We start from the raw sequence: 24,853 nt of genomic DNA on the forward strand, positions 1-24,853 counted from the left end.
CCTGACTACGCATCCCCGCCAGCGCCGCCGGTGGTACCAGCGAGCACATCGTCGAGACGGTACTTCTTTGCAGCCTCCACAGGAATGCTTGCGTCGATCTTGCCCTCGAGTGCGAGCCGCTGCAGTACCTTGACTACAACTGACTCGCGGTCAATGTGGAAGTGGCGGCGGGCAGCAGCTCGGGTGTCGGAGAAACCGAAGCCGTTTGCGCCGAGCACAGAGTAGTCTCCCGGTACGTATGGCCGAATCTGCTCGGGAACGTCTTTCGACCAGTCGCTGACTGCAACCTTCGGGCCCTCAGCGTTTGAAAGCTTCTCAGTGAGGTACGCGGTGCGCTGCTCGCCACCGAAGTTCTCAAAGTTGTGTTGGTCAACTGCAACACCATCGCGATGGAGCTCGGACCAGCTGGTGACACTCCACACGTCAGCGGCAACGTCCCAGTCCTTTGCGAGAAGATCTTGGGCCTCTATCGACCACGGCACGGCAACACCTGATGCAAGAATCTGAGCCCGATGCGTGCCCGACTTGGCTTCGCTCACGCGATGGATGCCTCGAACAATGCCCTCAACATCAGTGCCCTCGGGCTCTGCCGGGTGCAACATTGGCTCGTTGTACACGGTGAGGTAGTACATAACGTTCGGGTCCTCGTGTTCACCACCGTACATCCGCTCGAGGCCCGACTTCACGATGTGCCCGATTTCATACCCGTATGCCGGATCGTAGGACACGACCGCCGGGTTCGTCGATGCGAGCAACAGCGAGTGACCGTCAGCGTGTTGCAGACCCTCGCCGGTAAGCGTCGTACGCCCAGCAGTTGCGCCGATCATGAAACCACGGGCCATCTGATCGCCAGCCGCCCAGATCGCATCTCCCGTGCGCTGGAATCCAAACATCGAGTAGAAGATGTAGATAGGGATAAGTGGTTCACCATGCGTTGCGTATGAGGTGCCAACATTAGTGAATGCGGCTGCCGCGCCGGCTTCGTTAATGCCGACGTGCAACAGAACGCCTTGAGGGCTTTCCTTGTAAGCAAGCAGAAGCTCACGGTCAACTGAGGTGTAATTCTGTCCATTCGGATTGTAAATCTTGGATGTCGGGAAGTACGAGTCCATCCCGAACGTACGTGCCTCATCGGGGATGATTGGCACGATGCGGTGGCCCATACCCTTGTCCCGCATGAGGTCTTTGAGTAAACGAACGAAGACCATCGTTGTCGCGGCCTCTTGCTGTCCCGTTCCCTTGGCAGCAATTGCGTAGCTCTTGTCTTCAGGAAGGTCGAGAGCAACATGCTTTGTGCGGCGCTCTGGGAGGTAGCCCCCAAGTTCTTGACGTCGCTGCTCCATGTACTTAATCGCCTCGTCATCCTTGCCCGGATGGTAGTAGGGAGGCAAGTATGGGTTCTCTTCGAGTTGCGCATCACTAATAGGAATGTGCATCGTGTCGCGGAAGAGCTTCAAGTCTTCGAGCGTCATCTTCTTCATCTGGTGAGTTGCGTTTCGACCCTCAAAGTGTGGGCCTAGTCCGTAACCCTTGATTGTCTTCGCGAGAATGACGGTGGGGCGACCCTTGTGTTCGAGAGCTGCCTTATATGCCGAGTACACCTTGCGGTAGTCGTGACCACCACGTCGCAGACCCCAGACCTCTTCATCTGAATAATCCTTGACGAGTTCGAGTGCGCGCTCATCTTTACCGAAGAAGTGATTTCGAACGAACGCACCGTTCTCAGCCTTGTATGTCTGATAGTCGCCGTCTGGCGTGGTGTTCATAATGTTCAGCAGAGCACCATCGGTGTCTCGAGCGAGCAGGTCATCCCATTCGCGACCCCAGATAACCTTAATGACGTTCCACCCAGCGCCACGGAAGTAGCTCTCGAGCTCTTGGATAATCTTGCCGTTGCCGCGCACGGGACCGTCAAGTCTTTGCAAGTTGCAGTTGATGACGAATGTTAGGTTATCGAGTCCTTCATTCGCTGCGACCTGGAGTTGCCCACGGCTCTCAACCTCGTCCATTTCGCCATCGCCGAGGAACGCCCAGACATGCTGATCGCTCGCATCTTTAATGCCGCGATTGGTCAGGTACTTATTGAGCTGAGCTTGATAGATCGCATTGATCGGTCCAAGGCCCATCGACACGGTAGGGAACTGCCAGAAATCGGGCAGAAGCCTCGGGTGTGGGTAGCTGGGAAGTGCGTTCGGTGCATGCGACTTCTCCTGGCGAAACCCATCGAGCTGATCGGAGGTCAAACGCCCCTCAAGGAATGCGCGTGCATACATGCCGGGGGAGGCGTGTCCTTGCACGAAGATCTGGTCGCCGCCTCCTGGGTGGTCTTGGCCGCGGAAGAAGTGGTTGAAGCCAACCTCATATAGCGAAGCCGCCGAAGCATATGTCGAGATGTGGCCGCCGACACCGACGCCGGGCCGCTGTGCGCGGTGAACCGTCATTGCAGCATTCCAACGAATCCAAGACCGGTAGCGCCGTTCCAGTTCCTCATCGCCTGGGAACTCAGCCTCATTCTCTGAGGCGATCGTGTTCACGTAATCAGTGGTGGGAACCATTGGGACGCTGAGGTGCAACTCTCGAGATCGTTCAAGAAGACTTGTCATGATCTCGCGGCCGCGCCCGGGGCCACGTGTCTCGACAAGATCATCGAGCGATTCACGCCACTCGGCGGTCTCGGTTGGATCCATGTCGTCGTGATCCGGCGCGTATGGGTCTTGTGTGTTCACAGCCACGGGAATACTCCTAAATCGCCATAGTGCGCGCGAGTGAGAAAACTGGTGAGTTCTCGTCACCTCGATCGCGCAACGCAAAACGTCCCTCGATTGGGGGCGTCTTCCAGACTAGCGAACATCCACGACAAAACGCGCGATTTATGGTTGTGAAGTGTCAATTTTGAACAATGTTCGGTTGTTCCACCGCTAGTCTGGGGTGCGGTATCGAGATAGTAACGCGCGTACGCGCACGAAAGGCATTGCAGTAATGGTTCTCGCAGTTGGCACAATCGCACCTGACTTCACACTTTCTGATCAGCACGGAGAAGAGCTCACACTGAGCGAGCTTGTATCGGAAGGCCCAGTAGCGCTCGTCTTCTTCCCGCTTGCGTTTACCGGAATCTGCACTGGTGAGCTGTGTGAACTTCGTGACAACCTGACAGTGTTTGAAACTAAGAACGTGCGCCTACTGGGAATCTCTGTGGATTCTGTTTCGGCCCTCAAGGTTTGGGCTGCGAATGAGGGCTATAACTTTTCGATTCTTTCTGACTTCTGGCCGCACGGAGCGGTTGCGCAGGACTACGGCGTGTTCATTGAGGAACGTGGAATTGCCACCCGCGCAACGCTGCTTATTGGAGAGGGGCGCAAGGTTCTTGCGTCATTCGAGACCGCACCGGGTCAAGCACGAGATTTCTCTGCGTACCAAGAGGCTGTCGACGCCCTGAATTAGGCTCTGGTACTACCAGGGTTGCTATGATCGAGTAGGCCGGACTTCAAGCTGCTGGCTCAGGTGCATCGACGACGCTGAAGGAGTATGGCAATGCATACGCTTTCGGTCATCATTCCATTCTTTGCACTCGTTCTTATCGGGTACATCGCAGCGCGATCGAGGTTCATGCCTATTGAGTCCGTACCCGGACTCAATACATTCGTGCTCTATTTCGCACTCCCAGCGGTGCTCTTTCAGCTCGCAGCACGAACTCCGGTCGCGCAGCTCATTGATCCGACCACACTTTCGTTGTGGATCATTTCGGGCCTCCTCATCATGACGCTTGCGATAGCGACAGGGCTGTGGAGAAAACGCAGTTGGCTTGATGCCTCGTTTGGTGGCCTCATCTCTGTCTTTTCGAACTCTACGTTCTTGGGCATCCCGGTGATCGTCGCGCTAGTTGGGGAGTACGCTGCGGGTCCGATTGTGACGACACTGCTTGTAGACATCGTGGTGATGCAATCGGTGGCGCTTGCGATGTCTCAGCAGGGCACCCACGGCAGTGCGATTACGAAAGCCCGAACTGCACTTGTGAGAGTTGTGACGAATCCGATGCTGCTTGCGATCGTATTCGGTGCGCTGTGGGGATTGACTGGCTGGGAAATACCAACCTCGATAGACAGCATTCTCACGATTCTTGGCGCGGCTGCCACGCCCGTCGCGCTGTTCACCATTGGTGCGGTGTTGGCGCGTGAGGCACTTCGGCGGATCCCAGATGATCGAAGCGGAAGTGGGATACTCGCTGGAGACGTGAGCTGGCTCACATCATTGAAGTTGCTCGTTCACCCGACGCTTGTGTGGTTGCTCGGTCATTTGGCGATCCACTTGGGTCTGCCGCTCGAGGCGGCTGATCTTCGCGTCTTGGTGTTGGTTGCGGGGTTGCCATCGGCCGCGAACGTGTCGATGCTCGCGGAGCGACTTGGGGCTGACAATGGGCGGATCGCACGGGTGATTCTGCTGTCGACACTTATAGGTTTTGGAACCTTTGCGGTTGTTGCGATGCTTGCCTAGCCAACGCTGGGAGGCGACCCTACTCGGAGATTGAGAGCGCTAAGAACTCCCTTACATCAATGAGTTCCTCTGCGTTGATGCCGTGTGCAAGGCCCGAGTAATTCCTGATCGTCGGAGTGGTGTGGCCAGGTAGCCACTCCTCTGTGCGGGTTACGGCGGCCGGGTGGATCACACGATCCTCCATTCCGCGTCCCGAAAATACCGCAGGGCGTTGTGTAGAGAGCTGTTCGTCTGCTGGCATCGATCCGCCAGCTACAAACCCGCCCAGTATGACCGGAGCCATCACTCGCTCCGGTCTCGTGCGGAGCAGTTGAGAGGCCATGAGGCCGCCTTGCGAAAACCCGATTGGTACGACAACTGAGTGCGGCGCGAGTGTCGTGTCTACCCATCGCCAAATTGCATCTGTCGCCTGCTCGAGCGCGATGGGATCGGGATTACCGGGTTCGGTAATGTGGAACCAAGCGTGCTGCGTGGGAGCGAGAGAGACGGGTGCGCGAAGTGACGCCCACTGCATTCCCTCGGGAAGCACCTGGGCGAGCGCGGGAAGGTCTTCTTCGTTTGAACCGAACCCGTGGAGGAACAGTGCGACCTTTTCAGCCTGGTCGGCTTGCCAATTCGGTGAAGTGATGGCCTTAAGTATTGATTGAGTGCTGCTCATGAAGTTTCTGCGTTTCCTGCGTAGGTGTGTGGATCGCGATTGCTTTGCAAACGACAACAGCGCAGAAAAAGAAAAATTCCCGATTACTCGGGAATTTCTTCTAGTGGTGGGCCCTACCGGGATCGAACCGATGACATCCACGGTGTAAACGTGGCGCTCTACCAGCTGAGCTAAAGGCCCTCCGCCCGCAATTGCGAACTCGATTAGTCTAGTGGGAAATGGGGGTGCAAATCTAATCGAGCGCCCATAACTTGAAGATTCGGCGCGTCGCATAGTGACACACTGGGAATATCGCGATGAAAACCGGGGTTGTTGGCTATGCGAGAAACTCCCGCGAACGGTAGGAAAGTACAGGTGAAGAGTGGCGGCAGCGAGCACAGTGGTGCAGAACGAGAGCGGATCCACGGGAGGCTTTGAGGCTGGAGAAGCGCTCAAGCGGGCATTTCGGGAACACCCAGCGGGCATTGGTGTCATCACCGCGCAGACGCCCGAAGGCCCGGTGGGACTTACGGTCTCGAGCGTTGCTTCAGTGGCTGTTGATCCACCAGCGATTGCGTTTTCAGTCACCCGTGCGACCGGTAGTGCAGGGGGAGTGCTACACGCCGACACATTCCTCGTGCATCTCGTAGACTCGCGCCACGCAAGCATCGCGCAGTCGTTTGCCGTAACTGGTGCCGAACGCTTCACGCCCGAGCAGGGCTGGACTACGCTGCCTACCGGTGAGCCATATTTGCCAAACGTGCGCGCTGCGCTTCGGTGTCGAGCACTTCACACGCTGGAGGTCGGTTCGTCCGTCATAGTGGTCGCGGGTGTGCTCGACGCCCACTTTGCCGAGTCAGCGGATCCGATGGTGTACCTTGACCGGCAGTTCCGCGGGTTGGGCGATCCACTGTAAGTCAGCGCGTTGACTTACCAACCCCGCTGCTTCCAGGCCTCAAGATCTTTTGATTCAGCGCAGATGCTGGTCGCATCTCCGTGACCAGTGAGCACCTGGGTGTCTCCGGGGAGCACCAAGAGCTTCGACTCAATCGACTCAAGAATCTGAGAAAAACTCGAATAGTCCCAACGAGTGGCGCCTGGGCCTCCCTGGAAGAGAGTGTCCCCGGAAAAGAGTGTTCCGAGAGCATCAAAATAAAAGCTCACAGAGCCTGGGGTGTGCCCTGGTGTGTGGATCGTCACTAACTCAGAGCCACACACCGAAAAGATTGCGCCGTCGGCTAACTCAAAATCCGGAAGGATTTCACTCCCCACGGTCTGTTCCCAAAGAAACTGGTCTGCGGGGTGCAGATAGAGGTGGGTGTCCAGACGCGACGCGAGTTCAACTGCAGCGTTGATGTGGTCCTCGTGGCCGTGCGTGAGCAAAATGCCAAGTGGATCACGATCGCCAATTGCCGCTGCAATCTCAGCAGCGTCGTGGGCCGCATCAATGACCAGTGCAGAAGAGTCATCGCCGAGGATCCAGACATTATTCTCGATGGGGATACCCTCGGGTGGGTACCCAGGCTTTCCTAACCCGAGTACCCCTTGGGTGATGACGCGTTCGATGCGAACTCCGTCGGTCATGGATTACTTATTCAGCTCGTGTAACAACGGTTGTGCACGGGAGCTGACTGAGTACCCCGTGGCTCACCGATCCGAGCAGCAGGCGGGAAATCCCCCCACGGCCGCGGCTTCCGACGACCAGCATGTCGGCCTTTGCCGCAACTTGCAAGAGGGCAGTGACCGGGGGAGCCTGCACAATTTCACGCTGCACCTCGAGATCAGGGTATCTCGATGCGAGTCCTGCAACGGCGATCGCGATTGCTTCTTCAGCAGCGGCTTGCTGCGCGGTAACAAGCTCTTCGCTCCAGAGGTATTCGAGCCCTGGAGTGAGCGGTGGCATCCACGCGTAGACCGCGATGAGCGGCTGAGACCGGAGGGATGCCTCCTCGGCAGCAAACGCGAGCGCGAGCTTAGACGACTCAGAGCCGTCAACACCCACGACGATCCCAGTTCCGGCCTCGGTCTGCTCCGCCGGAATTACCGCAACGGGGCAGTGCGCGACTGCCGCGATCTTGACCGCACGGGTTCCAAAAATCGAACCAGCGAACTTGCTTCCACTGTGAGCGCCGAGAACCAACAGATCCGCATGCTTGGATGCGAGTTCGATTTCAGCGATTGGGTGGCCGACCACCGCGGTCCCGGTGATGTTGCCGGTGAAACCGAGTGTGTTCGTGGCGTAGTCGATCTCATTTGCGAGCATCTGCTCGGAGGCAACCTGAGCTTCCGAGAGAAAGGCCACGCTTTCCGAAAGGAAGGAATCATCTGCAATGTGAATGAGCTCAACGCTTGCACCACGGTGTCGTGCTCTTTCGAGTCCCCAGGCAAGCGCAGCACGGGAATGGTTCGAAGCGTCGACTCCGATGAGGTACTTTTCAGACATGCTGTGATTCCTTCCTATCGGTAATGCTCCGCTACGCGCTGAGTTCTGGAAGTTGAACGGGGTGACTACCTGCCAGCTGCTCAATTACTCGAACAACCTGACAGCTGTAACCATACTCGTTGTCGTACCAGACGTACAGCACAGCGCTTGATCCAGTGACAATTGTGGCAAGGCCGTCAACGATTCCTGCGCGGTTCGAACCCACAAAGTCGGTAGAGACAATCTCAGGTGACTCGACATAGTCAATCTGCGTGCGCAACTGGCCGGTGAGTGAAACCTGCTGCAAGAACTCATTGATCTCTTCGCGACTCGTCTCGGCCTCGAGCTGCAGGTTGAGTACGGCCATTGAAACGTCAGGCGTAGGAACGCGGATTGCGTTACCTGTGAGCTTGCCTTCGAACTCCGGAAGAGCCTTTGCAACGGCCTTTGCTGCGCCGGTCTCAGTAAGCACCATATTGAGCGCTGCCGAACGGCCTCTGCGATCACCCTTGTGGAAGTTGTCGATGAGGTTCTGATCGTTCGTGTATGAGTGCACGGTTTCTACGTGGCCCTGCTTCACACCGAAGCGGTCATTCAGTACCTTGAGTACCGGCGTGATCGCGTTCGTGGTGCACGATGCGGCACTCAGGATCTTCTGGTCGTTGGTGATCTGGTCGTTGTTCACGCCATAGACAATGTTGAGCAAATCGCCCTTGCCAGGAGCTGTGAGAAGAACACGTGAGATTGCAGAGCTGTTTAGGTGCTGACTCAGACCCTCTTCGTCGCGCCAGCGGCCAGTGTTGTCGACAAGAATTGCATCTTCGATGCCATAGCTCGCGTAGTCCACTGTTGATGGGTCGTTCGAGTAAATAACCTGGATGCGAACACCGTTCGCAAGAATGACATTCTCGTCCTCGATGACCTTGATGGTGCCATTGAATGGCCCGTGTACTGAGTCACGACGCAGAAGGTTCGCGCGCTTCTGGAGGTCGTTATCCGATCCGCGTCGAATTACGATCGCACGGAGATTCAGGCCGTTTCCGCTGCCTGCGTGCTCGATCATTATGCGTGCGAGAAGTCGACCAATACGGCCGAACCCGTAAAGAACGACATCGCGGCCCTTGGCCGGCCTTGTACCCGCAGCTGCGGCGAGCGCATCTCGAAGATAGTTCTCAAGGTCACTAGACCCTGAAGCCTTGAATCCGTTCGCGAGGAGTGCGAGGTCTACGGATGCTGGGCCAGGCTGTATTGCTGCGAGCGCCTCGACGACCGCGGAGGTGTCAGCGAGTGAGAGTTCGACGTCATCGATCTTTCGAGCGAAGCTGTGGGCGCGAATAATGTCGATTGCGGATCGGCCGATGAGGCTGCGTCCGTGTACAGACATTACGATGTCGTGATCTCGATACAGTTGACCGATGAGCGGAATCATTCGCTCAGCAATTTCCTGCTTTGCGTTCCATGCCTCAAGGTGGTCAATAGCGGGCTGATTCATCTGAACGGCTGGTTCCTTCCGGCTTTATCGGGCGCCGTTACGGGTAGGTGCGACCGAAAACTTGTGCTCCGTACAAGTATCCCATGAGCGTGACGCTATATGACACGCCGATTCGGGGATTCATCAGACAACGCCCACACTAGAAGGGTAAAGCTGTCTCGGTGCCCACCTGCACCTTGAGCAGCGCCCCGATATTACTTTCTAACAAAGGAACTCACATGTCTGTGAAGAAGCGCGGCATCCTCGCCGCTTCAGTCGCGGCTCTTGCCCTCACCGTCACTGCGCTTACTGGTTGCGCGTCTGATGCTAATACGGGCGCTGACGAGGGAGACTCGGCTGGTCCAGTCCGAATCGGTGTTGTACCCGGCGGCCAGCCCTATTGGGATGTCTTCGTCGAGGAAGCAGCGAATGAGGGTATTGAGGTCGAAATCGTAGATTTCGCCGAATACCCGATTCCGAACCCCGCGCTCACTGAGGGCGAACTCGACCTCAATCAGTTCCAGCACATCATCTATCTCGCGAACTACAATGTCGACGCAGATGAAGACCTGGTTGCGATCGGTTCTACCGTTGTCTACCCGATGAACGTCTTCTCGGATAAGTACGACGATCTCGCAGATATTCCAGAGGGCGGCGTTGTCGCGATTCCAAACGACGAGTCAAACCGTGCTCGCGCACTTCTCGTATTGCAGAAGCTCGGTCTCATCGAGCTGAAGGATGGCGGAAGCGCAACCTCAAGTCCTGATGACATCATCGCTGACAAGTCCAAGGTGACGGTGACTGAAGTTGCCGCAGACATTATTCCAGTCTCGTTGCCAGACGTTGACGCTGGTGTAATCAACAACGACTACGTCGAGCCTGCAGGGCTTGATTTCGCTGATTCACTCGGCGCCGACAGCGCCGATGACCCCGCGGTCGCGCCGTATACCAACATCTTTGCGGCACGTTCGGAAGATGCCGACAATGAGACCTACCTGAAGCTCGTCGATATTTACCAGAACAACGAAAAGGTTCAGGCTGCAGTCAAGGACTATGTTGGCGATGGCGCGGTGCTCCTCCAGACACCACGCGAAGAGCTCGCTGCAATTCTTGCGCAGGCTGAAGAAGATTACCGCGCATCGAAGGGCTAAACTGAGGGTCTTATGACTCGCGTTGAACTGCTCTCCGTCGGGAAGCGCTATCCAGCGCGGGGCCGATCCACCACTGAAACAGTGGCCGTCGATGATGTATCTATAGAGATCGCATCGGGGGAGATCCACGCGGTGATCGGATACTCGGGGCAGGTAAGAGCACGCTACTCAGACTTGTGAATGGGCTTGAGCGTGCGACAAGCGGTCAGATCTTCATCGACGGTGTTGAGATTACCGGGTTATCCGAGTCAAAACTTCGTCATGTTCGATCGCGCATCGGAATGATCTTCCAGCAGTTCAACCTCTTTCATTCGAAGACAGTCTTTAAGAACGTGGAGTACCCACTCGTTGTAGCGGGTACTCCACGTGATGAGCGTCAAGCTCGGGTCTTGGAGCTACTGAGTTATGTCGGGCTCGAAGAGTACGCGCACTCCCACGTTGAGCAGCTTTCGGGCGGACAAAAGCAGCGAGTCGGTATCGCTCGCGCGCTTGCTACAAATCCCGGTCTCTTACTTGCAGATGAAGCCACGAGTGCGTTAGACCCGGACACGTCGCGCGAGGTTCTCGAGCTTCTTGCTCGAGTGAATCGAGAGTTCGGCATCACCATCTTGCTCATCACGCACGAAATGGATGTCGTACGCGAGATAGCGCAGCGGGTGACAGTGATGGAAGGCGGCCGAGCGGTTGAGCAGGGAGACGTGTTTGACGTCTTTTCCGCACCTCAGACCGATACGACCCGACGCTTTGTCTCGACTGCGCTGCCAACGGTTCCCGATCCAGAGCACCTACTCGCACTGCGCGAAAAACACAGGGGCAAGCTGATCTCCGTCACGCTCCGCGACGGAGGAGTTGACCAGCCGGTTGTCTTTCGCACACTCGCTGACCGCGGTGTTGGTGTGAGCATTGTGCACGGAGGAATTACCGACGTTGGTGGCCGCTCATTCGGCAAACTCACGCTCGAATTGATCGGTGAGGGCGTGCAGGTTGAGCACGCGATTGCGGCCCTCGCACAAGAAACAGAACTCGAGGTGCTCGCATAGTGGATCGCCTCATTGAACTGCTGCCAAAAATCGCAGATGCCACGCTCGAAACGCTTATCTATGTGAGCTTCGCGATGCTCCTCGGCGGCATATTTGGCCTCATCATCGGAGTGTTGCTGACGACGACCCGGCAGGGTGGCATCTTGCAGAACACCCCGGTGTACTGGGTGCTCAACTTCCTGGTCAACTTTTTCCGACCGATTCCGTTCGTCATTCTTATTCCGGTCATCATGCCGCTGGCGCGCGTCATTACGGGCAAGGGGATTGGTGGGCCGGCGCTCATCGTTGCTCTCGTAGTTGCGGCATCATTCGGCATCTCGCGCCTGGTCGAACAGAATCTGCTCACGGTGCCTCCCGGCCAGATTGAGGCAGCTCGCGCGATGGGGGCAAGCCCGTTGCGGATCCTGCTTACGGTTCTCATCCCAGAGGGTCTCGGCCCGCTGGTGCTCGGATATACGTTCGCCTTTATCGCTGTTGTAGACATGTCTGCGATGGCTGGTGTCGTGGGTGCTGGCGGACTAGGTAACTTTGCGCTGCAATACGGTTACCGACAGTTCAACCCTTGGGTGACTTGGGCCTCAGTACTCATCATCGTTGCGCTCGTGCAGCTCATTCAGCTGCTCGGCAATGTTATCGCTCGCAAACTGCTGCGGCGATAGTTCGTGTAGAGCCGGTACCCTCGAGGCATGGCTTCCTACACACTCGCAGACCTGCGTAACGTCACCAACGAACTCTGGCCAGAATCAACGGCTGAAGCCTGGGACCGAGTGGGGCTTGTGAGTGGGCGACCTGAAGAGCCGATCCACCGAGTTTTGCTCGCGGTTGACGCGGTGCGTGCCACCGTTCGCGAGGCATTGGAGTGGGAGGCCGACGCGCTCATTACGCACCACCCGCTGCTTCTTCGTGGGATCCACTCAGTCGCAGAGGACACGAGTAAGGGTGCGCTTCTCGCCGAACTTATTCGGGGAAAGTGTGCGCTTATAGCCGCGCACACGAATGCCGACCAGCCAGAAGACGGCGTATCTGATGTCATCGCGTCCAGGCTCGGCTTGCTTGATGCAGTACCGATCGTTCCGCTCGAGCCCGGGCACTCCTCTGGAATTGGCAGAGTAGGAACGCTCGTCGAGCCGATGTCACTTCGATCGTTCGCCGAACGCGTCGCGAGCGAAATGCCTCAGACCGTGAGCGGAGTTCGCGTGGCCGGTGACGGCGAGCGCCTGGTGCAGCGGATCGCACTGCTCGGGGGAGCCGGAGACAGTCTGCTCGACCACCCACTTGTTCGATCGGCCGATGTGTATCTCACCTCAGATCTTCGCCACCACCCGGCCCAGGAATCCCTAGAACTTGCGACTGTAGCTGGCGGACCAGCGCTCATCGATGTCGCCCACTGGGCGAGCGAGTCGCTCTGGCTGGAGGGTGCGGCAGCAATGCTGAGCGAGAAGCTCCCGAATGTTGAGATACGCGTCAGTACGCTTCGCACGGACCCGTGGGATTTCGCGGTCTGGCAGTAGGCTTGTGCGTATGAAGGCTACCCAGCGCCAGCAGCAACTGCTCCTCGACCTCCAACAGCTTGACCATCAAATGGCGAGGTTCAGAAAGCAATTAGATCAACTGCCAGAGCGGGCAGAGCTCGCGGCACTTGAAAACGAGCGAGAAGCCGCGCGAAATACGTTTATGGACGCGCAGCGTGAACTCGACACTCGCCGTCTTGAACTCAGCCGCATCGAATCCGACGTGCAGGTGGTCGAGCAGCGACTCGAGCGAGACAACGCGCTTATTGCAGCGAGTACCTCGAGTAAAGAAGCGGTATCGATTCAGTCTGAAATTGACACGCTCATGCGACGCAAGTCAGAGCTCGAAGACAGGGAACTGGAATCCATGGAGGTCGTCGAGTCAGCCGAGGCGGTATTCACTGAGGCTGAAGCCCTGCTCGCAGGTGTGAATGCTCGACGAGACGCCATTCAAGATCGAATTCAGGGTGCAGAGCTCGCGATTGAGACACAGCGCAAGGAAGCTCAAGAACAGCGGGCAAACATTAGTGCAGAAGTACAAGGAGACTTGCTCGCGCTGTACGAAAAGATTCGTGCGCAAGTAGGCATTGGCGCAGCAAGGCTCCAGGGCAACGTCTCCGAAGCGAGTGGAATGTCACTGACCCCTGCCGAACTCAGCGATATTCGATCCACGAGCCCTGATGAAATTGTGCTGTGCCCAACAACAGGTGCGATCCTCGTGCGCGACTCAGAGTCCACCGAGACGCAGGTACACTAGAACTCGGAACGGGTCGGCGGACGGTCGCGTCGCGAATGCTTGCATTACGCGCCGAGGAACGTCCGGGCTCCGCAGGGGAGAACGGTGGGTAACACCCACCCGGGGCAACCCGCGAGAAAGTGCAACAGAGAGTAGACCGCCCATCGAGGTTCGCTGAGATGGGTAAGGCTGAAAGGGTGGTGTAAGAGACCACCGGCGCTCGTGGTAACACGAGCGGCCAGGTAAACCTCGTTCGGAGCAAGGCCAGACAGCAGATGATGACGCGCCCCGCCGAGTCTGCGGGTAGGCCGCTAGAGGGCACTGGCAACAGGGTCCCGAGAGAGATGACCGTCACCGTGTTTACACGGGACAGAACCCGGCGTACAGCCGGCCCGTTCCACTCAGTCAGAGATGGTCAGCAACTCAAATCCGTTTTCACGCACCACGATTGTGTGCTCGAATTGTGCGGTAATCGACTTGTCTTTCGTTACGACTGTCCAGTTGTCGTCCCACATCTCCCACTCATGTGTGCCCAGGGTGAGCATGGGTTCTACGGTGAATACCATTCCAGGCACGATGACGTCATTGAATCGGGGTGCCGAATCGTAATGGGGAATGATGAGGCCTGAATGAAAAGCCGAGCCGACGCCGTGACCCGTGAAATCACGAACGACTCCATAACCGAATCGCTTGGCATAAGTCTCAATGACTCTCCCGATGACGTTTACCTCGCGGCCGGGCTTCGCCGCTTTGATTCCGCGCATCATTGCTTCGTGAGTGCGCTCGATGAGCAGATCCACTTCTTCGCCAACGGTGCCAACCCGAAACGTTCGATTCGTATCGCCGTGATACCCATCGAGGTATGCCGTGATATCGACGTTGACGATGTCACCCTCCCTGAGCACGGTGTCGTCTGGGATCCCGTGACAGATTACTTCGTTTACTGAGGTGCATGTCGACGCTCTGTAACCCCGGTATCCGAGCGTCGAGGGGTAGGCGCCCGATCCAACGACAAACTCATGGCCGATTCGATCGAGTTCGGCCGTGGTAACCCCATGTGCCACCGCTGCCCCAACAGCGTCGAGCGCACGCGAGGCGATGCGGCCGGCCTCACGGATTTTGCGAATCTCGTCGTCTGAATACGTGTTGTCTCCTGTATAGGGAGGTGGGGTCTGTAGACCCACATACGGAGGCCGCTCGATCTGGGGAGGAACGATGCGGGTCGCAGGGAACGCGCCGGGAACAACAAAACCGTGATCGTCGAAGGGCATGGTTCTAGTCTAGGAGGAGCGAGATGTGAGGAGGATCGCCATGAGTAAGAGTGAATGGGGCATCGAGGGCCCCGCGGAGGAATACTGGTTTAATACACGAACTCGCGAAGTGGAAGTGGGGAAGCAGTCACTCGCGATGTACCGACTCGGGCCGTTTGCGAGCCGAGCCGAAGCAGAGCACGCAGAAGAGACAGTTGCCGAGCGCGCACGCGCCTGGAATGAAGAAGATGAGGACAACGCCTAAAGTTCGCGCCGAGAGCGCGTGCGACCGATAGTCTGAACGAGTCAGCCAACTCGGTGTGCCACGGCGCATCGGTGCCCGAATCGAGAGGAGCCAGGGAGTGAGTAAACAGCGGGACTTTGTACTTCGCACCATTGAAGAGCGCGGCGTAAGGTTCGTGCGCCTTTGGTTCACGGATGTCGCCGGAGCACTGAAATCTGTGGCCCTCGCCCCAGCAGAAGTCGAGGGTGCTTTCAGCGAGGGAATCGGCTTTGACGGCTCTGCCATTGAGGGCATGACGCGAGCGTATGAGTCTGACCTGCTTGCGGTACCAGACCCCTCCACATTTCAGATTCTTCCGTGGCGAGGTGAGGTCGAGCCTACGGCACGCATGTTCTGCGACATTCGCACCCCGAACGGAGAACCCTCAGTCGCCGACCCACGAAATGTGCTGAAGCGCACGCTGGCTCAGGCCGCCGAGCTCGGATTCTCGTTCTACACACACCCTGAGATTGAGTTCTATCTGCTGAAGTCAAAGATTGTCGGCCCCGAGGGGCCGATTCCGGTGGATCGGGCGGGGTACTTCGACAATGTGCCCGGGGGAACTGCTCACGATTTCCGTCGGCAGAGTGTGAACATGCTCGAAGATCTTGGCATCTCGGTCGAGTTCAGCCACCACGAGGCAGGCCCTGGCCAAAACGAAATTGACCTGAGGTACGCCGACGCGCTCACCACAGCCGACAACATTATGACGTTCAGGTCGGTAATTAAGGAGGTTGCAATTGCGCAAGGCGTACACGCAACTTTCATGCCGAAGCCACTCGCAGCGCATCCCGGTTCAGGCATGCACACGCATCTCTCACTCTTCGAAGGTGATGAGAATGCGTTCTACGACCCGAGTGCGAGATACCAACTCTCGGTCGTGGGTCGGCGCTTCGTCGCAGGAATACTTCGTCACGCGCCAGAAATCACTGCCGTGACCAATCAGTATGTGAATTCGTACAAGCGTCTTTGGGGCGGGGACGAGGCGCCCTCATTCGTGAGTTGGGGTCACAACAACCGCTCTGCGCTGGTTCGCGTGCCAATGTACAAGCCCGGAAAGGGCGGGGCGGCCCGGGTCGAGTACCGCGGAATGGACAGCGCTGTGAACCCATACCTCGGCTTCTCAGTCTTGCTTGCTGCTGGACTGAAAGGCATTCAAGAAGAGTACGACCTGCCGCCAGAAGCAGAAAACAACGTGTGGGCCCTTAGCGACGCTGAACGCAGAGCAATGGGCTTCGACGCTCTGCCACAGAGTCTCGAGCACGCACTATCGGTGATGGAACGTTCTGAACTCGTTGCTGAGACGCTTGGGGAACAGGTGTTTGCATATCTCATACGTGATAGCCGGCGCGAGATTGATGCTTACAGAAGCCAGGTCACACCGTTCGAACTCGAGTCAATGCTCGATACCATTTGATCGTTTCCGTGAACAGGGCGGCATCGCAAGGACCCGGGCGTCGGGGGGAACTTGCGTTGCTCGCCAAGGCAGGGTTTCAGGAACTCTCAAGGGCTCGAGAAGAACTTCATGAGCTTTCTGAGCAGCTCTCTGAAACGTCAGAAGCATCATTGCGCGACGGACTCTCTCTGGCTGCAGACCCTGACCAGGCGCTCTCGTTGCTGCTGCGACTTTCGGCGACCGGGGAAGCGGCGCTCGACGATCTCGACAGTTTCGCCTGGCAACGGTTGTGCAAGCTTGTCGGTGCATCTCCCGCACTCGGTGAGTTTCTCACACGACATCCTGATCTAATCCCGAAACTCACTGGGCGTGACGGCAGACTCCCGAGCTCCGACGAGGCACGAATTGAGATGCTCGCTGCAGTCACTTCGGGTTCGGAAACGCTTGCTGGTGAAGAGGGCTGGAATGCGCTCCGGGTGAAATACAGAGAGCTGCTCGCCGGGATAGCACTGTACGACCTCACATTCGACGGTACCCATCCCGAGATTCCCGACGCCCGATCAGTGCTTGAGGCTGTTGCTGCCGCCCTATCGAGCATTGCAGACGGGGCGCTCGAAGCGGCACTCGCTGTTGCGCGGGCCACATTAGAGGTGGGCGGATCCACACCACCAATAGATCGCGAGCGAATCGATGACGTGCGCTTCACGATTATTGCGATGGGCAAGTGTGGCGCAGAAGAGCTCAACGTTGTATCTGATGTCGACGTTATGTTCATTGCCGAGGGCGATGAGCGGATCGCAACCCTGCTGGCCCGCGAAACGATGCGAGCCATTCAAGATCCTGCCCATGAGTTACCACTCTGGCAAGTTGATCCGAATCTTCGCCCCGAGGGACGTCATGGCTCGCTCGTTCGCTCGCTCTCATCGATGCTGAATTACTACGAACGGTGGGCAAAGACGTGGGAGTTCCAAGCTCTCATTAAGGCTCGAGCAGCTGCGGGCGATCTAGATCTTGGCAATGAGTTCGTCGACGCAGTGCAGCCGCTTGTGTGGGCTTCTTCGAACCGAGAAGACTTTGTTGGTTCTGTTCAGCGCATGCGTGAGCGCGTGACAGAACATATTGACCGCGTTGAGCTTGATCTCCAAATAAAGCTCGGTCCAGGCGGCTTACGAGACATCGAATTCAGTGTTCAGCTTCTGCAACTTGTGCACGGTCAACGCGACGAGCGATTGCAATTGCGCGGCACGCTCCCTGCCCTCAGGGCACTCGTTGAAGACGGGTACGTCGCCAGGGCCGATGGCGAGCGACTCAGTGAGCACTATCAAACGCTTCGGGTGCTCGAGCACCGCTTGCAACTCAAAGATCTTAGGCGCACCGCGTTGATGCCAGGTGATGGCGACGCATTGCGGGTGCTGGCTCGAGCTTCGGGCTTAGCGTCGACAGGGGGAGAGCTTCAAACCCTCTGGGATCGAACGCGTCGCGAAGTACGAAGTTTGCACTTGAAAATCTTCTATGCACCGTTGCTCAGCGCGGTTGCCGCGCTCCCCGACGAAGACTTCGTGCTTGGTTCTGACGAAGCGAAAGCGCGACTTGCAAGTATTGGGTTCGGAGATCCGAACGGCGCGATGAGGCACCTTGCTGCGCTCACAGGTGGATCGACGCGACGTGCTCGAATACTGAGGAACCTCACTCCGGTTTTACTCCAGTGGCTCGGCGAGGGAACCGACCCCGATTATGGCTTGCTTTCGTTCCGCAAGGTGAGCGAGGCGAATCAGGAGTCGTCATGGTATCTCAAGCTCCTGCGTGACGGCGCGATGGCTGCGGAACGACTGACTAGCATCCTGTCGAATTCACGCTTCGCGGCTGATCTACTCGAGAGCTTTCCTGAAGGCGTAGCTTGGCTGGAACGCGACGACCAACTTGTTCCACCGACAGCTGATGCCCTGCTCGCAGAAATGCGATCGCTCGTATCACGTCGTACCACGCTTAAGTCGGCCGCTGAACGACTTCGACGGGTGCATCGACGCGAAATACTACGCCTTGCTATGGGGCGAGTCGTAGGCGTGATTGATGACGAACAAGTTTCATCTGGGCTCGACAGCGCCCACACCGCTCTGCTCGATGCTCTGCTTAAGTCAATACGTGCCAACAGTGAAGCAGAAATCGGTGAACCAGCTCCTGCGATCGCACTGATCGGCATGGGAAGGTTCGGTGGCGGAGAGCTTGGGTTTGCCTCAGACATTGATCTTGTTGCAGTTTCACGCGAACAACTCGCAAGTGGCGGATCAGTGTCGCGTGCGGTCAAGATTATTACTGAACTGCGAAACCTTGTCGAGGATCCGAGGTTTCCGGTAGATCTTGATTTTGATCTCAGACCTGAAGGTAAAAGTGGGCCAATCGTTCGAAGCCTCGAGTCATATCGGGCATATTACGAACGTTGGTCTGTGACGTGGGAAGCGCAGGCTCTGCTCCGAGCACGCCACGTTGCCGGCGATATCAAACTCGGTAGTAAGTTCATGTCCATGGCGGATCCGATTCGATACCCAGAAACATTCACTGACGAGCAGCTTCGAGAAGTTCGCCGCATCAAAGCTCGGGTTGAGGCCGAGCGGCTCCCGCACGGAGCGGACCCAAAAATGCACCTGAAGTTGGGTCCTGGAGGAATCAGCGACGTCGAGTGGCTCGTGCAACTGATTCAGCTCAAGCACGGCGCGCGGCATCCCGAGCTTCGCACGGTGTCTACGTTGGGTGCGCTCGATGCTGCGGTAGGGCTTGAACTACTTTCTTCAGATGATGCCGCTTGTCTCCGTGACGCTTGGGAGTATGCGAGTAGCGTGCGCTCCGCTATGCGCCTGTGGAGTGGGCGAGCTTCGGACACACTGCCACGGAACTGGCGCGATCTTCTTGGGATAGCCGGTGTGCTTGGGACTTCCCGGGAACGGACCTCCGAGATCGTTGAACAGTGGTTTGGACTCAGTCGCAGAGCACGAATCGTATTTGAACGTGAGTTCTTCGGATATACCGATGAAGAACGATTTCTGTGAATGGAAAGTGGCCGGCAAGAAAACAGGTCTGATCGTCGGTGTCAAGCTATAGACGAAGTGGATCTGGCGGTCCTAATCTTGGTACATGGGATACCTAGCCAGTGTGCTTGAAGCGCTTCTCGCAAACGAAAGCGCTGAATTTGACTATGACATCGAGTCTTAGCGGCGCTTCGTCGCCCCCAGGGCGGCTTTGACCTGCGATCGTCCAGCAAAACGACAATAGGGCGCCCATCACATTGGTGTGACGGACGCCCTTTTGCGCGAGAGCTACTTATACGCCGTAGTAGAGCTCGAATTCGTACGGATGAGGGCGAACTGACATTGGGAAGAGTTCAAGCTCCTGCTTCAACGAGATCCAAGTCTCAATGAGTTCCTCGGTGAAAACACCACCTTCGAGCAGATACGCATGATCTTCCTCGAGAGCGTCAAGCGCAGCCTCTAGCGAAGTTGGAACCTGAGGAATGTTCTTCGCTTCCTCTGGCGGAAGCTCGTACAGATCCTTATCGATCGGGTCGCCTGGCTCAATTCGATTTCGAATGCCGTCAAGACCAGCCATAAGCTGAGCAGCGAATGCCAAGTACGGGTTGCCGGAGGCGTCTGGGGCGCGGAACTCGATCCGCTTTGCCTTCGGGTTTGAACCAGTGAGCGGGATTCGAATTGCCGCTGAGCGGTTACCCGCAGAGTATGCGAGATTGATTGGGGCTTCGTAGCCCTTTACCAGTCGACGGTAGCTGTTGATTGTCGGGTTCGTAAAGGCAAGTAACGAGGGAGCATGGTGCAGAATTCCGCCAATGAACCACCGCGCGGTGTCAGAAAGACCCGCGTAGCCGTTCTCGTCGTAGAAGAGTGGCTCGCCATCTTGCCAGAGCGACATATGGGTGTGCATGCCGGAACCGTTGTCTCCGAAGATGGGCTTTGGCATGAACGTCGCGGTTTTACCCCATAGGTCTGCGGTGTTCTTAACGATGTACTTGAACTTCAGCACGTCATCTGCAGCATTCACGAGCGTGTTGAAGCGGTAGTTAATTTCTGCCTGGCCTGGAGCCCCGACTTCGTGGTGCGAACGCTCGAGGTGAAGGCCAGCTTCGATGAGACGAAGCGAAATATCATCACGGAGGTCGGCTTGCTTGTCGACGGGGGAGACCGGGAAATAGCCACCCTTGACGGCAGTCGTGTTGCCGAGATTTCCGCCCTCAATCTTGCGCGCCGAGTTCCAGTGCGCTTCTTCAGAATCTACCTCGAAGAAGGTGCGTCGAGGAGTGGTCTCGTAGCGAACCGAATCCAAAATATAGAACTCTGCCTCAGGTGCGAAGAACGCAGTGTCGGCGATTCCTGTGGAGTTCAGATAACGCTCTGCCTTCTTGGCAATCTGGCGTGGATCCTTCGAGAAGATCTCACCCGTGCGGGGGTTAAAGATGTCGAAGATCATGATGAGCGTGCGTTCTGCACGGAACTGGTCGATGTAGGCGGTGGTGACATCTGGAATCAACTGAAGGTCAGATTCTGCGATGCCAGTGAATCCCTTAACCGATGAGCCATCGAACATCTGCCCTACTTCGAAGAATTCGAGATCTACCGTCTCGGCAGGAATATTGAAGTGCTGCTGCACTCCGGGCAGGTCGGTAAAACGGATGTCGAGAAATTTCACATCGGTTTCGCCGATATAGTCGATGACTTCCTGGGGAGTCTTGAACATCGGATCCTCACTCTCTATGGCGATATATCGCCGCTTTGACTTCTAAGACTACGGGGCACACGTTTCAGACACGTGCAATCACTGTTTCGAAAATGTTTCGTATCAGTAAGCCTCCGATGCTCGTCAAGTACACACGAGAGCACTATGAGCGGATCAGTACCGTTCCAGCGATCTTGTCATGGAAGCCTCGCTGGTCTGAGTCCCAGACCAAGGGTGGGATGACAATGATTATGAGGAGGCTTCGCAGCAGTGGTCGCCATATTCCGACCCAACCTCCAGCGATAGGGACGACGTGCATACCTGTGAAACGGTGGCCGAGCGAACCCCCAATGGTTGGGATGAACACCGCCTGGAGTACCACAAAAATAATCGGATGCCACCACATTGCAAACTCGCCACCGATGAGTAAATAGGCAGGAATCGAAGCAAGTGCCCAGTCAATGGCGAGGGCTATGAGACGGCGACCGATTCTTCCAATGGAACCCTGCCCGTGCTCAGGTAGCCCGAGCCGCTCTCCTGGATACTCGCTTGGAGCGAGCTCACCGAATTTTTGCGACATTGCTTACCGAGGGCGGGGTGCTCGAACGCGATTCGGGTCGATGCCCTTTGGTATTCCGACAGGACTTGCCTGGAGCGAAGATAGTCGGTTGTATACCGCCGCGATCTCGTTGCGGTTGAGCGCTGACTTGAGCTTTTGTAGCTCGCGTGTCAATTTTGGAAGTGGAATCGCACCCTCATCGGGTCCCACGTACAGATGGTGGATCGGAATATTCGAAATTGCACGCCGCAGCTTGCGTTCCTCGTCTTGCGAGATTCTACGCGTGCGTGCGAGAGAACCCTCTGAAATAAGCACGACTCCCGCGCGACCAATGACCCTATAGACCGCATCTTGCTGGCGCGTCATGGCAACGGGCACCTCGGAACCTCGCCAGCTGCGGCGGAGCGCACTTTGAATAATTGCACCGACCGCACCGGGGCGCCCCTCGATTTGAGCGTATGCAGTGGCTTCAGCTCGCCTACCGAGCACAATCATGGCGACAAGCAGGCCAGCCAGCACGCCGGTGAGTGGCCAAAGCACCCAAGCGAACCAGTTGCCTGGGAGGAGCCATGCGAGCAATACCGCAACAAGTATGGGGCCGATAAACGAAAGAAGCATAAGAGGCGTGAGTAACCGGTCCGTTTGACGGGTGGTGTTGTACACCTGCACCATTTGCTTGATGCGGCCCGGTGACTTCGGGGTCTTTTGCTTCTCTTTCGCCATACCATCTATCGTATCGCGTCACGGTGGCTTCGCTCATTCAGGCAGCGAGACGTTCACCAATGGCGAAGCTTCTACACAGCAGACTTTTGACTTGCTGTCTCCACAAAAGTGAAGCTATCGCCGAGGTTGTGAAGGTCCGAGCTCCACCGCTGCGGATACTGAAATCAAGGTGGTGTGTATGCGGAAAGACAAAGTTGAATTCGAGGCTTGTGAGTGGGCCTGGATTGTCGTTGAGTTAGTGAATCTTGGTATAGAACGACGGAAGAGAAGCTCCTGTCTCGGAATAGGTCTGAAAAGAGAGCTATCTATGATTCTGAGAACCAGTTCCGAAACGCGTTATCGCAAGGTGAATCGGCGTGAATTGCGGAAGACGTTCGATCACGCTCGAAATGGGCACGAATTGGGATGTGAAGCATTCGGTGTGTCGATATCAGAGATGATGCAACTGCTCCGGAACAGTAGCGATACGCCGGTCGTGTCGCTACTGTGTGAAGCACTTACGAGCGCCGCGGAAGAAATCATTGAGGAGCAACAATGGGATGCGGCAGTCGCCCGCGAGCTTGTAACGCTTCATGTGGGTCGTCGAATCACACCAAAGTTCAACAAAAAATGAGGTGGGCTCCGAACTAGTGCTCGGAGCCCACCTCATTGATGGATAACCAGATAACTAGATACCTAGATCCGCTTCAAAATTGCCCTCTTCAAGGCGTGACTTCATTTGCGTCAGGAAGCGGGCTGCATCTGCTCCATCAATCGTGCGGTGATCGTAGGAGAGCGCCAAGTACACGTATGACCGCACTCCAATCGAATCTCCATCAGGAGTAGAAACAACACCAGGCTCCTTGACTACCGCACCCGTTCCGAGGATTGCGGACTGCGGAAGGAAAACGAGCGGGGTGTCGAACAGGGCGCCGCGGGAGCCGGTGTTCGTGAGCGTAAACGTTCCACCGCTGAGCTCATCTGGGGTGAGCTTGTTATTCCGCGTTCTGTCGGCCAGCTCAGCAATCTCCGTCGAGATCTGAGCGATATTCTTCGATCCGGCGTCGCGAAGTACAGGGGTGAGCAGACCGCGCTCAGTGTCCACAGCAATGCTCAGGTTCTCGACGTCAGGGTAGACGATCGAATCATCTTCGACCGTCGAGTTAATCACAGGGTAAGCCTGAAGCGCTTCAACCGCTGCAATCGCGAAGAATGGCAGGAAGGAAAGCTTCGAGCCAGTCTTTTCAAGGAACGCATCTTTCTTCGCCTGGCGAAGCTGTGCCACCCGGGTCACATCGACCTTCACCGTTGTGGTCAGCTGTGCAGTGGTTTGCAATGAAGCAACCGCACGCTCGGCCACAATCTTGCGGAGTCGACTCATCTTCTGAGTTGTTCCGCGGAGTTCGGAAACAACGCGTTCAACTGGCTTGGCCGCAGTTGCTGCTGGTTCTGCAGCTGTCGATGTAGTCGCGGTCGCCGCAGCGATCACGTCTTCTTTACGAATTCGGCCGCCAACACCGGTTCCCGTGATCGTACTGAGATCGACACCCCGCTCATTCGCGAGTTTGCGCACGATTGGAGTGACATAACCCGAAGCGCTGCTGTCGGACTGAGCCGAATCAGATGCGGTCGCGGCAGCAGCAGGCGCAGGTGCAGACGCTGGCTTCGCGGGCTCAGGAGCTGCGGCAGGCGCAGGTGCCTGTTCCACTGGAGCTGGCTCTGCGGCATCGGCCGCGGGGGGAGCCTGCTCCGCGGGAGCGGGGGTCTCCTGTGTAGGCGGTTCAGAAGCTTCGGTTTGCTGGGTCACGCCGCTGCCGATACGTGCAAGTACACCACCGACCTCGACCGTCTCGTCTTCGCCGACCAAGACTTCTTGCAGCACACCCGCGATAGGTGAGGGCACCTCGGTGTCAACCTTGTCGGTCGAGACCTCGAGTAGCGGTTCATCTACTTCAACAGACTCTCCAACTTGCTTGAGCCAGCGAGTAACTGTGCCCTCGGTGATTGACTCACCGAGCGAGGGGAGAAGGACATCTTGCGAGTCACCACTCGTTGCTGCTGCTGGCGCTGAAGTCGCTGGCGCTGAAGTCGCTGGCGCTGAAGTCGCTGGCGCTGTCGGCGCAGCAGGAGCGGCCTCGGCTGGCTTTTGGTCTTCTGGAGCCGGAGCAGCGCTTTCTGCGGGGGCGCTTGCTTCAGGTGCGCTCGAAGACTGAGCACCACTGCCGTCACCAATGCGTGCAAGTACTGCGCCAACCTCGGCGGTCTCGTCTTCCTGCACGAGGATCTCTTCGATTACGCCCGCTACGGGCGAGGGGACCTCCGTGTCGACCTTGTCGGTCGAGACCTCAAGTAACGGCTCGTCAACCTCGACCGTGTCACCAACCTGCTTGAGCCAGCGGGTGACCGTGCCTTCGGTAACGCTCTCACCCAGTGCGGGGAGGACAACCGATTCACTCATCGCGTTTCTCCTTCTGAATTCTTCTCG

The 24,853-nt window shown here is 57.0% G+C and carries 20 protein-coding genes, 1 tRNA gene, 1 other RNA gene and 1 pseudogene; 12 read left to right on the forward strand and 11 right to left on the reverse strand.

Annotated elements, in window-relative coordinates; all coding sequences use genetic code 11:
• Nucleotides 1-5: 5 nt before the first annotated feature.
• Nucleotides 6-2,732: a pyruvate dehydrogenase (acetyl-transferring), homodimeric type gene (gene aceE / locus H9L06_RS01840; RefSeq protein ID WP_187555604.1), complete on the reverse strand. Its 2,727-nt coding sequence runs from the start codon at nt 2,730-2,732 to the stop codon at nt 6-8.
• Between the two features lie 247 nt (nt 2,733-2,979).
• On the opposite strand from aceE, the gene H9L06_RS01845 reads away from it, so the two are divergent.
• Entirely contained in the window at nt 2,980-3,441 is a 462-nt protein-coding gene (locus H9L06_RS01845) for a peroxiredoxin (protein WP_187555605.1), read from the forward strand.
• A gap of 84 nt (nt 3,442-3,525) precedes the next feature.
• On the forward strand, nt 3,526-4,491 hold the full coding sequence (locus H9L06_RS01850; RefSeq protein ID WP_246454443.1) for an AEC family transporter: 966 nt from the start codon (nt 3,526-3,528) through the stop codon (nt 4,489-4,491).
• Nucleotides 4,492-4,510: 19 nt separating this feature from the next.
• Here the strand turns inward: H9L06_RS01850 and H9L06_RS01855 are convergent, their stop codons facing one another.
• Together H9L06_RS01855 and H9L06_RS01860 are read right to left on the reverse strand one after the other, a co-directional pair.
• Nucleotides 4,511-5,149: an alpha/beta hydrolase gene (locus H9L06_RS01855; RefSeq protein ID WP_187555606.1), complete on the reverse strand. Its 639-nt coding sequence runs from the start codon at nt 5,147-5,149 to the stop codon at nt 4,511-4,513.
• A gap of 104 nt (nt 5,150-5,253) precedes the next feature.
• Nucleotides 5,254-5,329: transfer RNA gene (locus tag H9L06_RS01860), tRNA-Val, on the reverse strand.
• A 199-nt stretch (nt 5,330-5,528) separates the two neighbouring features.
• On the opposite strand from H9L06_RS01860, the gene H9L06_RS01865 reads away from it, so the two are divergent.
• Nucleotides 5,529-6,044, forward strand: coding sequence for a flavin reductase family protein (locus tag H9L06_RS01865; RefSeq protein WP_382336672.1), 516 nt, complete (start codon nt 5,529-5,531; stop codon nt 6,042-6,044).
• Nucleotides 6,045-6,058: 14 nt separating this feature from the next.
• Here the strand turns inward: H9L06_RS01865 and H9L06_RS01870 are convergent, their stop codons facing one another.
• From H9L06_RS01870 to H9L06_RS01880, 3 genes are read right to left on the reverse strand one after another with little or no spacing between them, the layout of a single operon-like run.
• Nucleotides 6,059-6,712 (reverse strand): MBL fold metallo-hydrolase, encoded by a 654-nt coding sequence (locus H9L06_RS01870; protein ID WP_187555607.1) that lies wholly within the window; start codon nt 6,710-6,712, stop codon nt 6,059-6,061.
• A 7-nt stretch (nt 6,713-6,719) separates the two neighbouring features.
• Entirely contained in the window at nt 6,720-7,571 is an 852-nt protein-coding gene (locus H9L06_RS01875; RefSeq protein ID WP_187555608.1) for a universal stress protein, read from the reverse strand.
• A 31-nt stretch (nt 7,572-7,602) separates the two neighbouring features.
• Complete coding sequence (locus H9L06_RS01880) at nt 7,603-9,042, reverse strand: glyceraldehyde-3-phosphate dehydrogenase (RefSeq protein WP_187555609.1); 1,440 nt, start codon at nt 9,040-9,042, stop codon at nt 7,603-7,605.
• A 218-nt stretch (nt 9,043-9,260) separates the two neighbouring features.
• Here H9L06_RS01880 and H9L06_RS01885 point away from each other — a divergent pair, with 218 nt between their 5' ends.
• The 6 genes and pseudogenes from H9L06_RS01885 to rnpB all read left to right on the forward strand — a co-directional run bounded on the left by H9L06_RS01885 (nt 9,261) and on the right by rnpB (nt 13,859).
• Entirely contained in the window at nt 9,261-10,172 is a 912-nt protein-coding gene (locus H9L06_RS01885) for a MetQ/NlpA family ABC transporter substrate-binding protein (RefSeq protein ID WP_187555610.1), read from the forward strand.
• Nucleotides 10,173-10,184: 12 nt separating this feature from the next.
• Nucleotides 10,185-11,212 (forward strand): annotated as a pseudogene (locus H9L06_RS01890) (methionine ABC transporter ATP-binding protein).
• Nucleotides 11,212-11,871, forward strand: a complete 660-nt coding sequence (locus H9L06_RS01895; RefSeq protein WP_187555611.1) for a methionine ABC transporter permease — start codon at nt 11,212-11,214, stop codon at nt 11,869-11,871. Before H9L06_RS01890 ends, H9L06_RS01895 begins: the two are co-directional and overlap by 1 nt.
• Before the next feature lie 27 nt (nt 11,872-11,898).
• Nucleotides 11,899-12,723: a Nif3-like dinuclear metal center hexameric protein gene (locus tag H9L06_RS01900; RefSeq protein WP_187555612.1), complete on the forward strand. Its 825-nt coding sequence runs from the start codon at nt 11,899-11,901 to the stop codon at nt 12,721-12,723.
• Nucleotides 12,724-12,733: 10 nt separating this feature from the next.
• Nucleotides 12,734-13,480 carry a zinc ribbon domain-containing protein gene (locus H9L06_RS01905; RefSeq protein ID WP_187555613.1) on the forward strand — a complete coding sequence of 249 codons (747 nt, stop codon included), beginning with the start codon at nt 12,734-12,736 and terminating at the stop codon, nt 13,478-13,480.
• An 8-nt stretch (nt 13,481-13,488) separates the two neighbouring features.
• Nucleotides 13,489-13,859: RNase P RNA component class A (gene rnpB, locus H9L06_RS01910), an RNA gene on the forward strand.
• 1 nt (nt 13,860) lies between these two features.
• On the opposite strand, the gene map is transcribed toward rnpB, so the two are convergent.
• Nucleotides 13,861-14,730 (reverse strand): type I methionyl aminopeptidase, encoded by an 870-nt coding sequence (map, locus tag H9L06_RS01915; RefSeq protein WP_187555614.1) that lies wholly within the window; start codon nt 14,728-14,730, stop codon nt 13,861-13,863.
• A gap of 40 nt (nt 14,731-14,770) precedes the next feature.
• On the opposite strand from map, the gene H9L06_RS01920 reads away from it, so the two are divergent.
• From H9L06_RS01920 to H9L06_RS01930, 3 genes are all read left to right on the forward strand, one after another.
• Complete coding sequence (locus tag H9L06_RS01920) at nt 14,771-14,974, forward strand: methionine aminopeptidase (RefSeq protein WP_187555615.1); 204 nt, start codon at nt 14,771-14,773, stop codon at nt 14,972-14,974.
• A gap of 97 nt (nt 14,975-15,071) precedes the next feature.
• Nucleotides 15,072-16,409 (forward strand): glutamine synthetase family protein, encoded by a 1,338-nt coding sequence (locus H9L06_RS01925; RefSeq protein ID WP_187555616.1) that lies wholly within the window; start codon nt 15,072-15,074, stop codon nt 16,407-16,409.
• A 56-nt stretch (nt 16,410-16,465) separates the two neighbouring features.
• Nucleotides 16,466-19,432 carry a bifunctional [glutamine synthetase] adenylyltransferase/[glutamine synthetase]-adenylyl-L-tyrosine phosphorylase gene (locus tag H9L06_RS01930; RefSeq protein WP_246454444.1) on the forward strand — a complete coding sequence of 989 codons (2,967 nt, stop codon included), beginning with the start codon at nt 16,466-16,468 and terminating at the stop codon, nt 19,430-19,432.
• A gap of 271 nt (nt 19,433-19,703) precedes the next feature.
• On the opposite strand, the gene glnA is transcribed toward H9L06_RS01930, so the two are convergent.
• The 4 genes from glnA to sucB all read right to left on the reverse strand — a co-directional run bounded on the left by glnA (nt 19,704) and on the right by sucB (nt 24,826).
• Entirely contained in the window at nt 19,704-21,128 is a 1,425-nt protein-coding gene (glnA, locus tag H9L06_RS01935) for a type I glutamate--ammonia ligase (protein WP_187555618.1), read from the reverse strand.
• 142 nt (nt 21,129-21,270) lie between these two features.
• A complete protein-coding gene (locus H9L06_RS01940; protein WP_187555619.1) occupies nt 21,271-21,687 on the reverse strand; it encodes an RDD family protein in 417 nt (138 codons plus the stop codon).
• A 3-nt stretch (nt 21,688-21,690) separates the two neighbouring features.
• Nucleotides 21,691-22,389 carry a DUF4191 domain-containing protein gene (locus H9L06_RS01945; RefSeq protein ID WP_187555620.1) on the reverse strand — a complete coding sequence of 233 codons (699 nt, stop codon included), beginning with the start codon at nt 22,387-22,389 and terminating at the stop codon, nt 21,691-21,693.
• Nucleotides 22,390-23,056: 667 nt separating this feature from the next.
• Nucleotides 23,057-24,826, reverse strand: a complete 1,770-nt coding sequence (gene sucB / locus H9L06_RS01950) for a 2-oxoglutarate dehydrogenase, E2 component, dihydrolipoamide succinyltransferase (RefSeq protein WP_187555621.1) — start codon at nt 24,824-24,826, stop codon at nt 23,057-23,059.
• Nucleotides 24,827-24,853 lie beyond the last annotated feature (27 nt).

It is taken from the genome of Leucobacter denitrificans (genome assembly GCF_014396385.1).
GTDB classification, from domain to species: domain Bacteria; phylum Actinomycetota; class Actinomycetes; order Actinomycetales; family Microbacteriaceae; genus Leucobacter; species Leucobacter denitrificans.

Coding starts and splice junctions, on each gene's coding strand:
- H9L06_RS01870 (WP_187555607.1), bottom strand. CDS start 6,712: ATGACCGACGGAGTTCGCATCGAACGCGTCATCACCCAAGGGGTACTC.
- H9L06_RS01940 (WP_187555619.1), bottom strand. CDS start 21,687: ATGTCGCAAAAATTCGGTGAGCTCGCTCCAAGCGAGTATCCAGGAGAG.
- H9L06_RS01880 (WP_187555609.1), bottom strand. CDS start 9,042: ATGAATCAGCCCGCTATTGACCACCTTGAGGCATGGAACGCAAAGCAG.
- H9L06_RS01885 (WP_187555610.1), top strand. CDS start 9,261: ATGTCTGTGAAGAAGCGCGGCATCCTCGCCGCTTCAGTCGCGGCTCTT.
- H9L06_RS01845 (WP_187555605.1), top strand. CDS start 2,980: ATGGTTCTCGCAGTTGGCACAATCGCACCTGACTTCACACTTTCTGAT.
- map (WP_187555614.1), bottom strand. CDS start 14,730: ATGCCCTTCGACGATCACGGTTTTGTTGTTCCCGGCGCGTTCCCTGCG.
- H9L06_RS01920 (WP_187555615.1), top strand. CDS start 14,771: ATGAGTAAGAGTGAATGGGGCATCGAGGGCCCCGCGGAGGAATACTGG.
- H9L06_RS01875 (WP_187555608.1), bottom strand. CDS start 7,571: ATGTCTGAAAAGTACCTCATCGGAGTCGACGCTTCGAACCATTCCCGT.
- H9L06_RS01850 (WP_246454443.1), top strand. CDS start 3,526: ATGGCAATGCATACGCTTTCGGTCATCATTCCATTCTTTGCACTCGTT.
- H9L06_RS01855 (WP_187555606.1), bottom strand. CDS start 5,149: ATGAGCAGCACTCAATCAATACTTAAGGCCATCACTTCACCGAATTGG.
- H9L06_RS01945 (WP_187555620.1), bottom strand. CDS start 22,389: ATGGCGAAAGAGAAGCAAAAGACCCCGAAGTCACCGGGCCGCATCAAG.
- H9L06_RS01900 (WP_187555612.1), top strand. CDS start 11,899: ATGGCTTCCTACACACTCGCAGACCTGCGTAACGTCACCAACGAACTC.
- H9L06_RS01905 (WP_187555613.1), top strand. CDS start 12,734: ATGAAGGCTACCCAGCGCCAGCAGCAACTGCTCCTCGACCTCCAACAG.
- glnA (WP_187555618.1), bottom strand. CDS start 21,128: ATGTTCAAGACTCCCCAGGAAGTCATCGACTATATCGGCGAAACCGAT.
- sucB (WP_187555621.1), bottom strand. CDS start 24,826: ATGAGTGAATCGGTTGTCCTCCCCGCACTGGGTGAGAGCGTTACCGAA.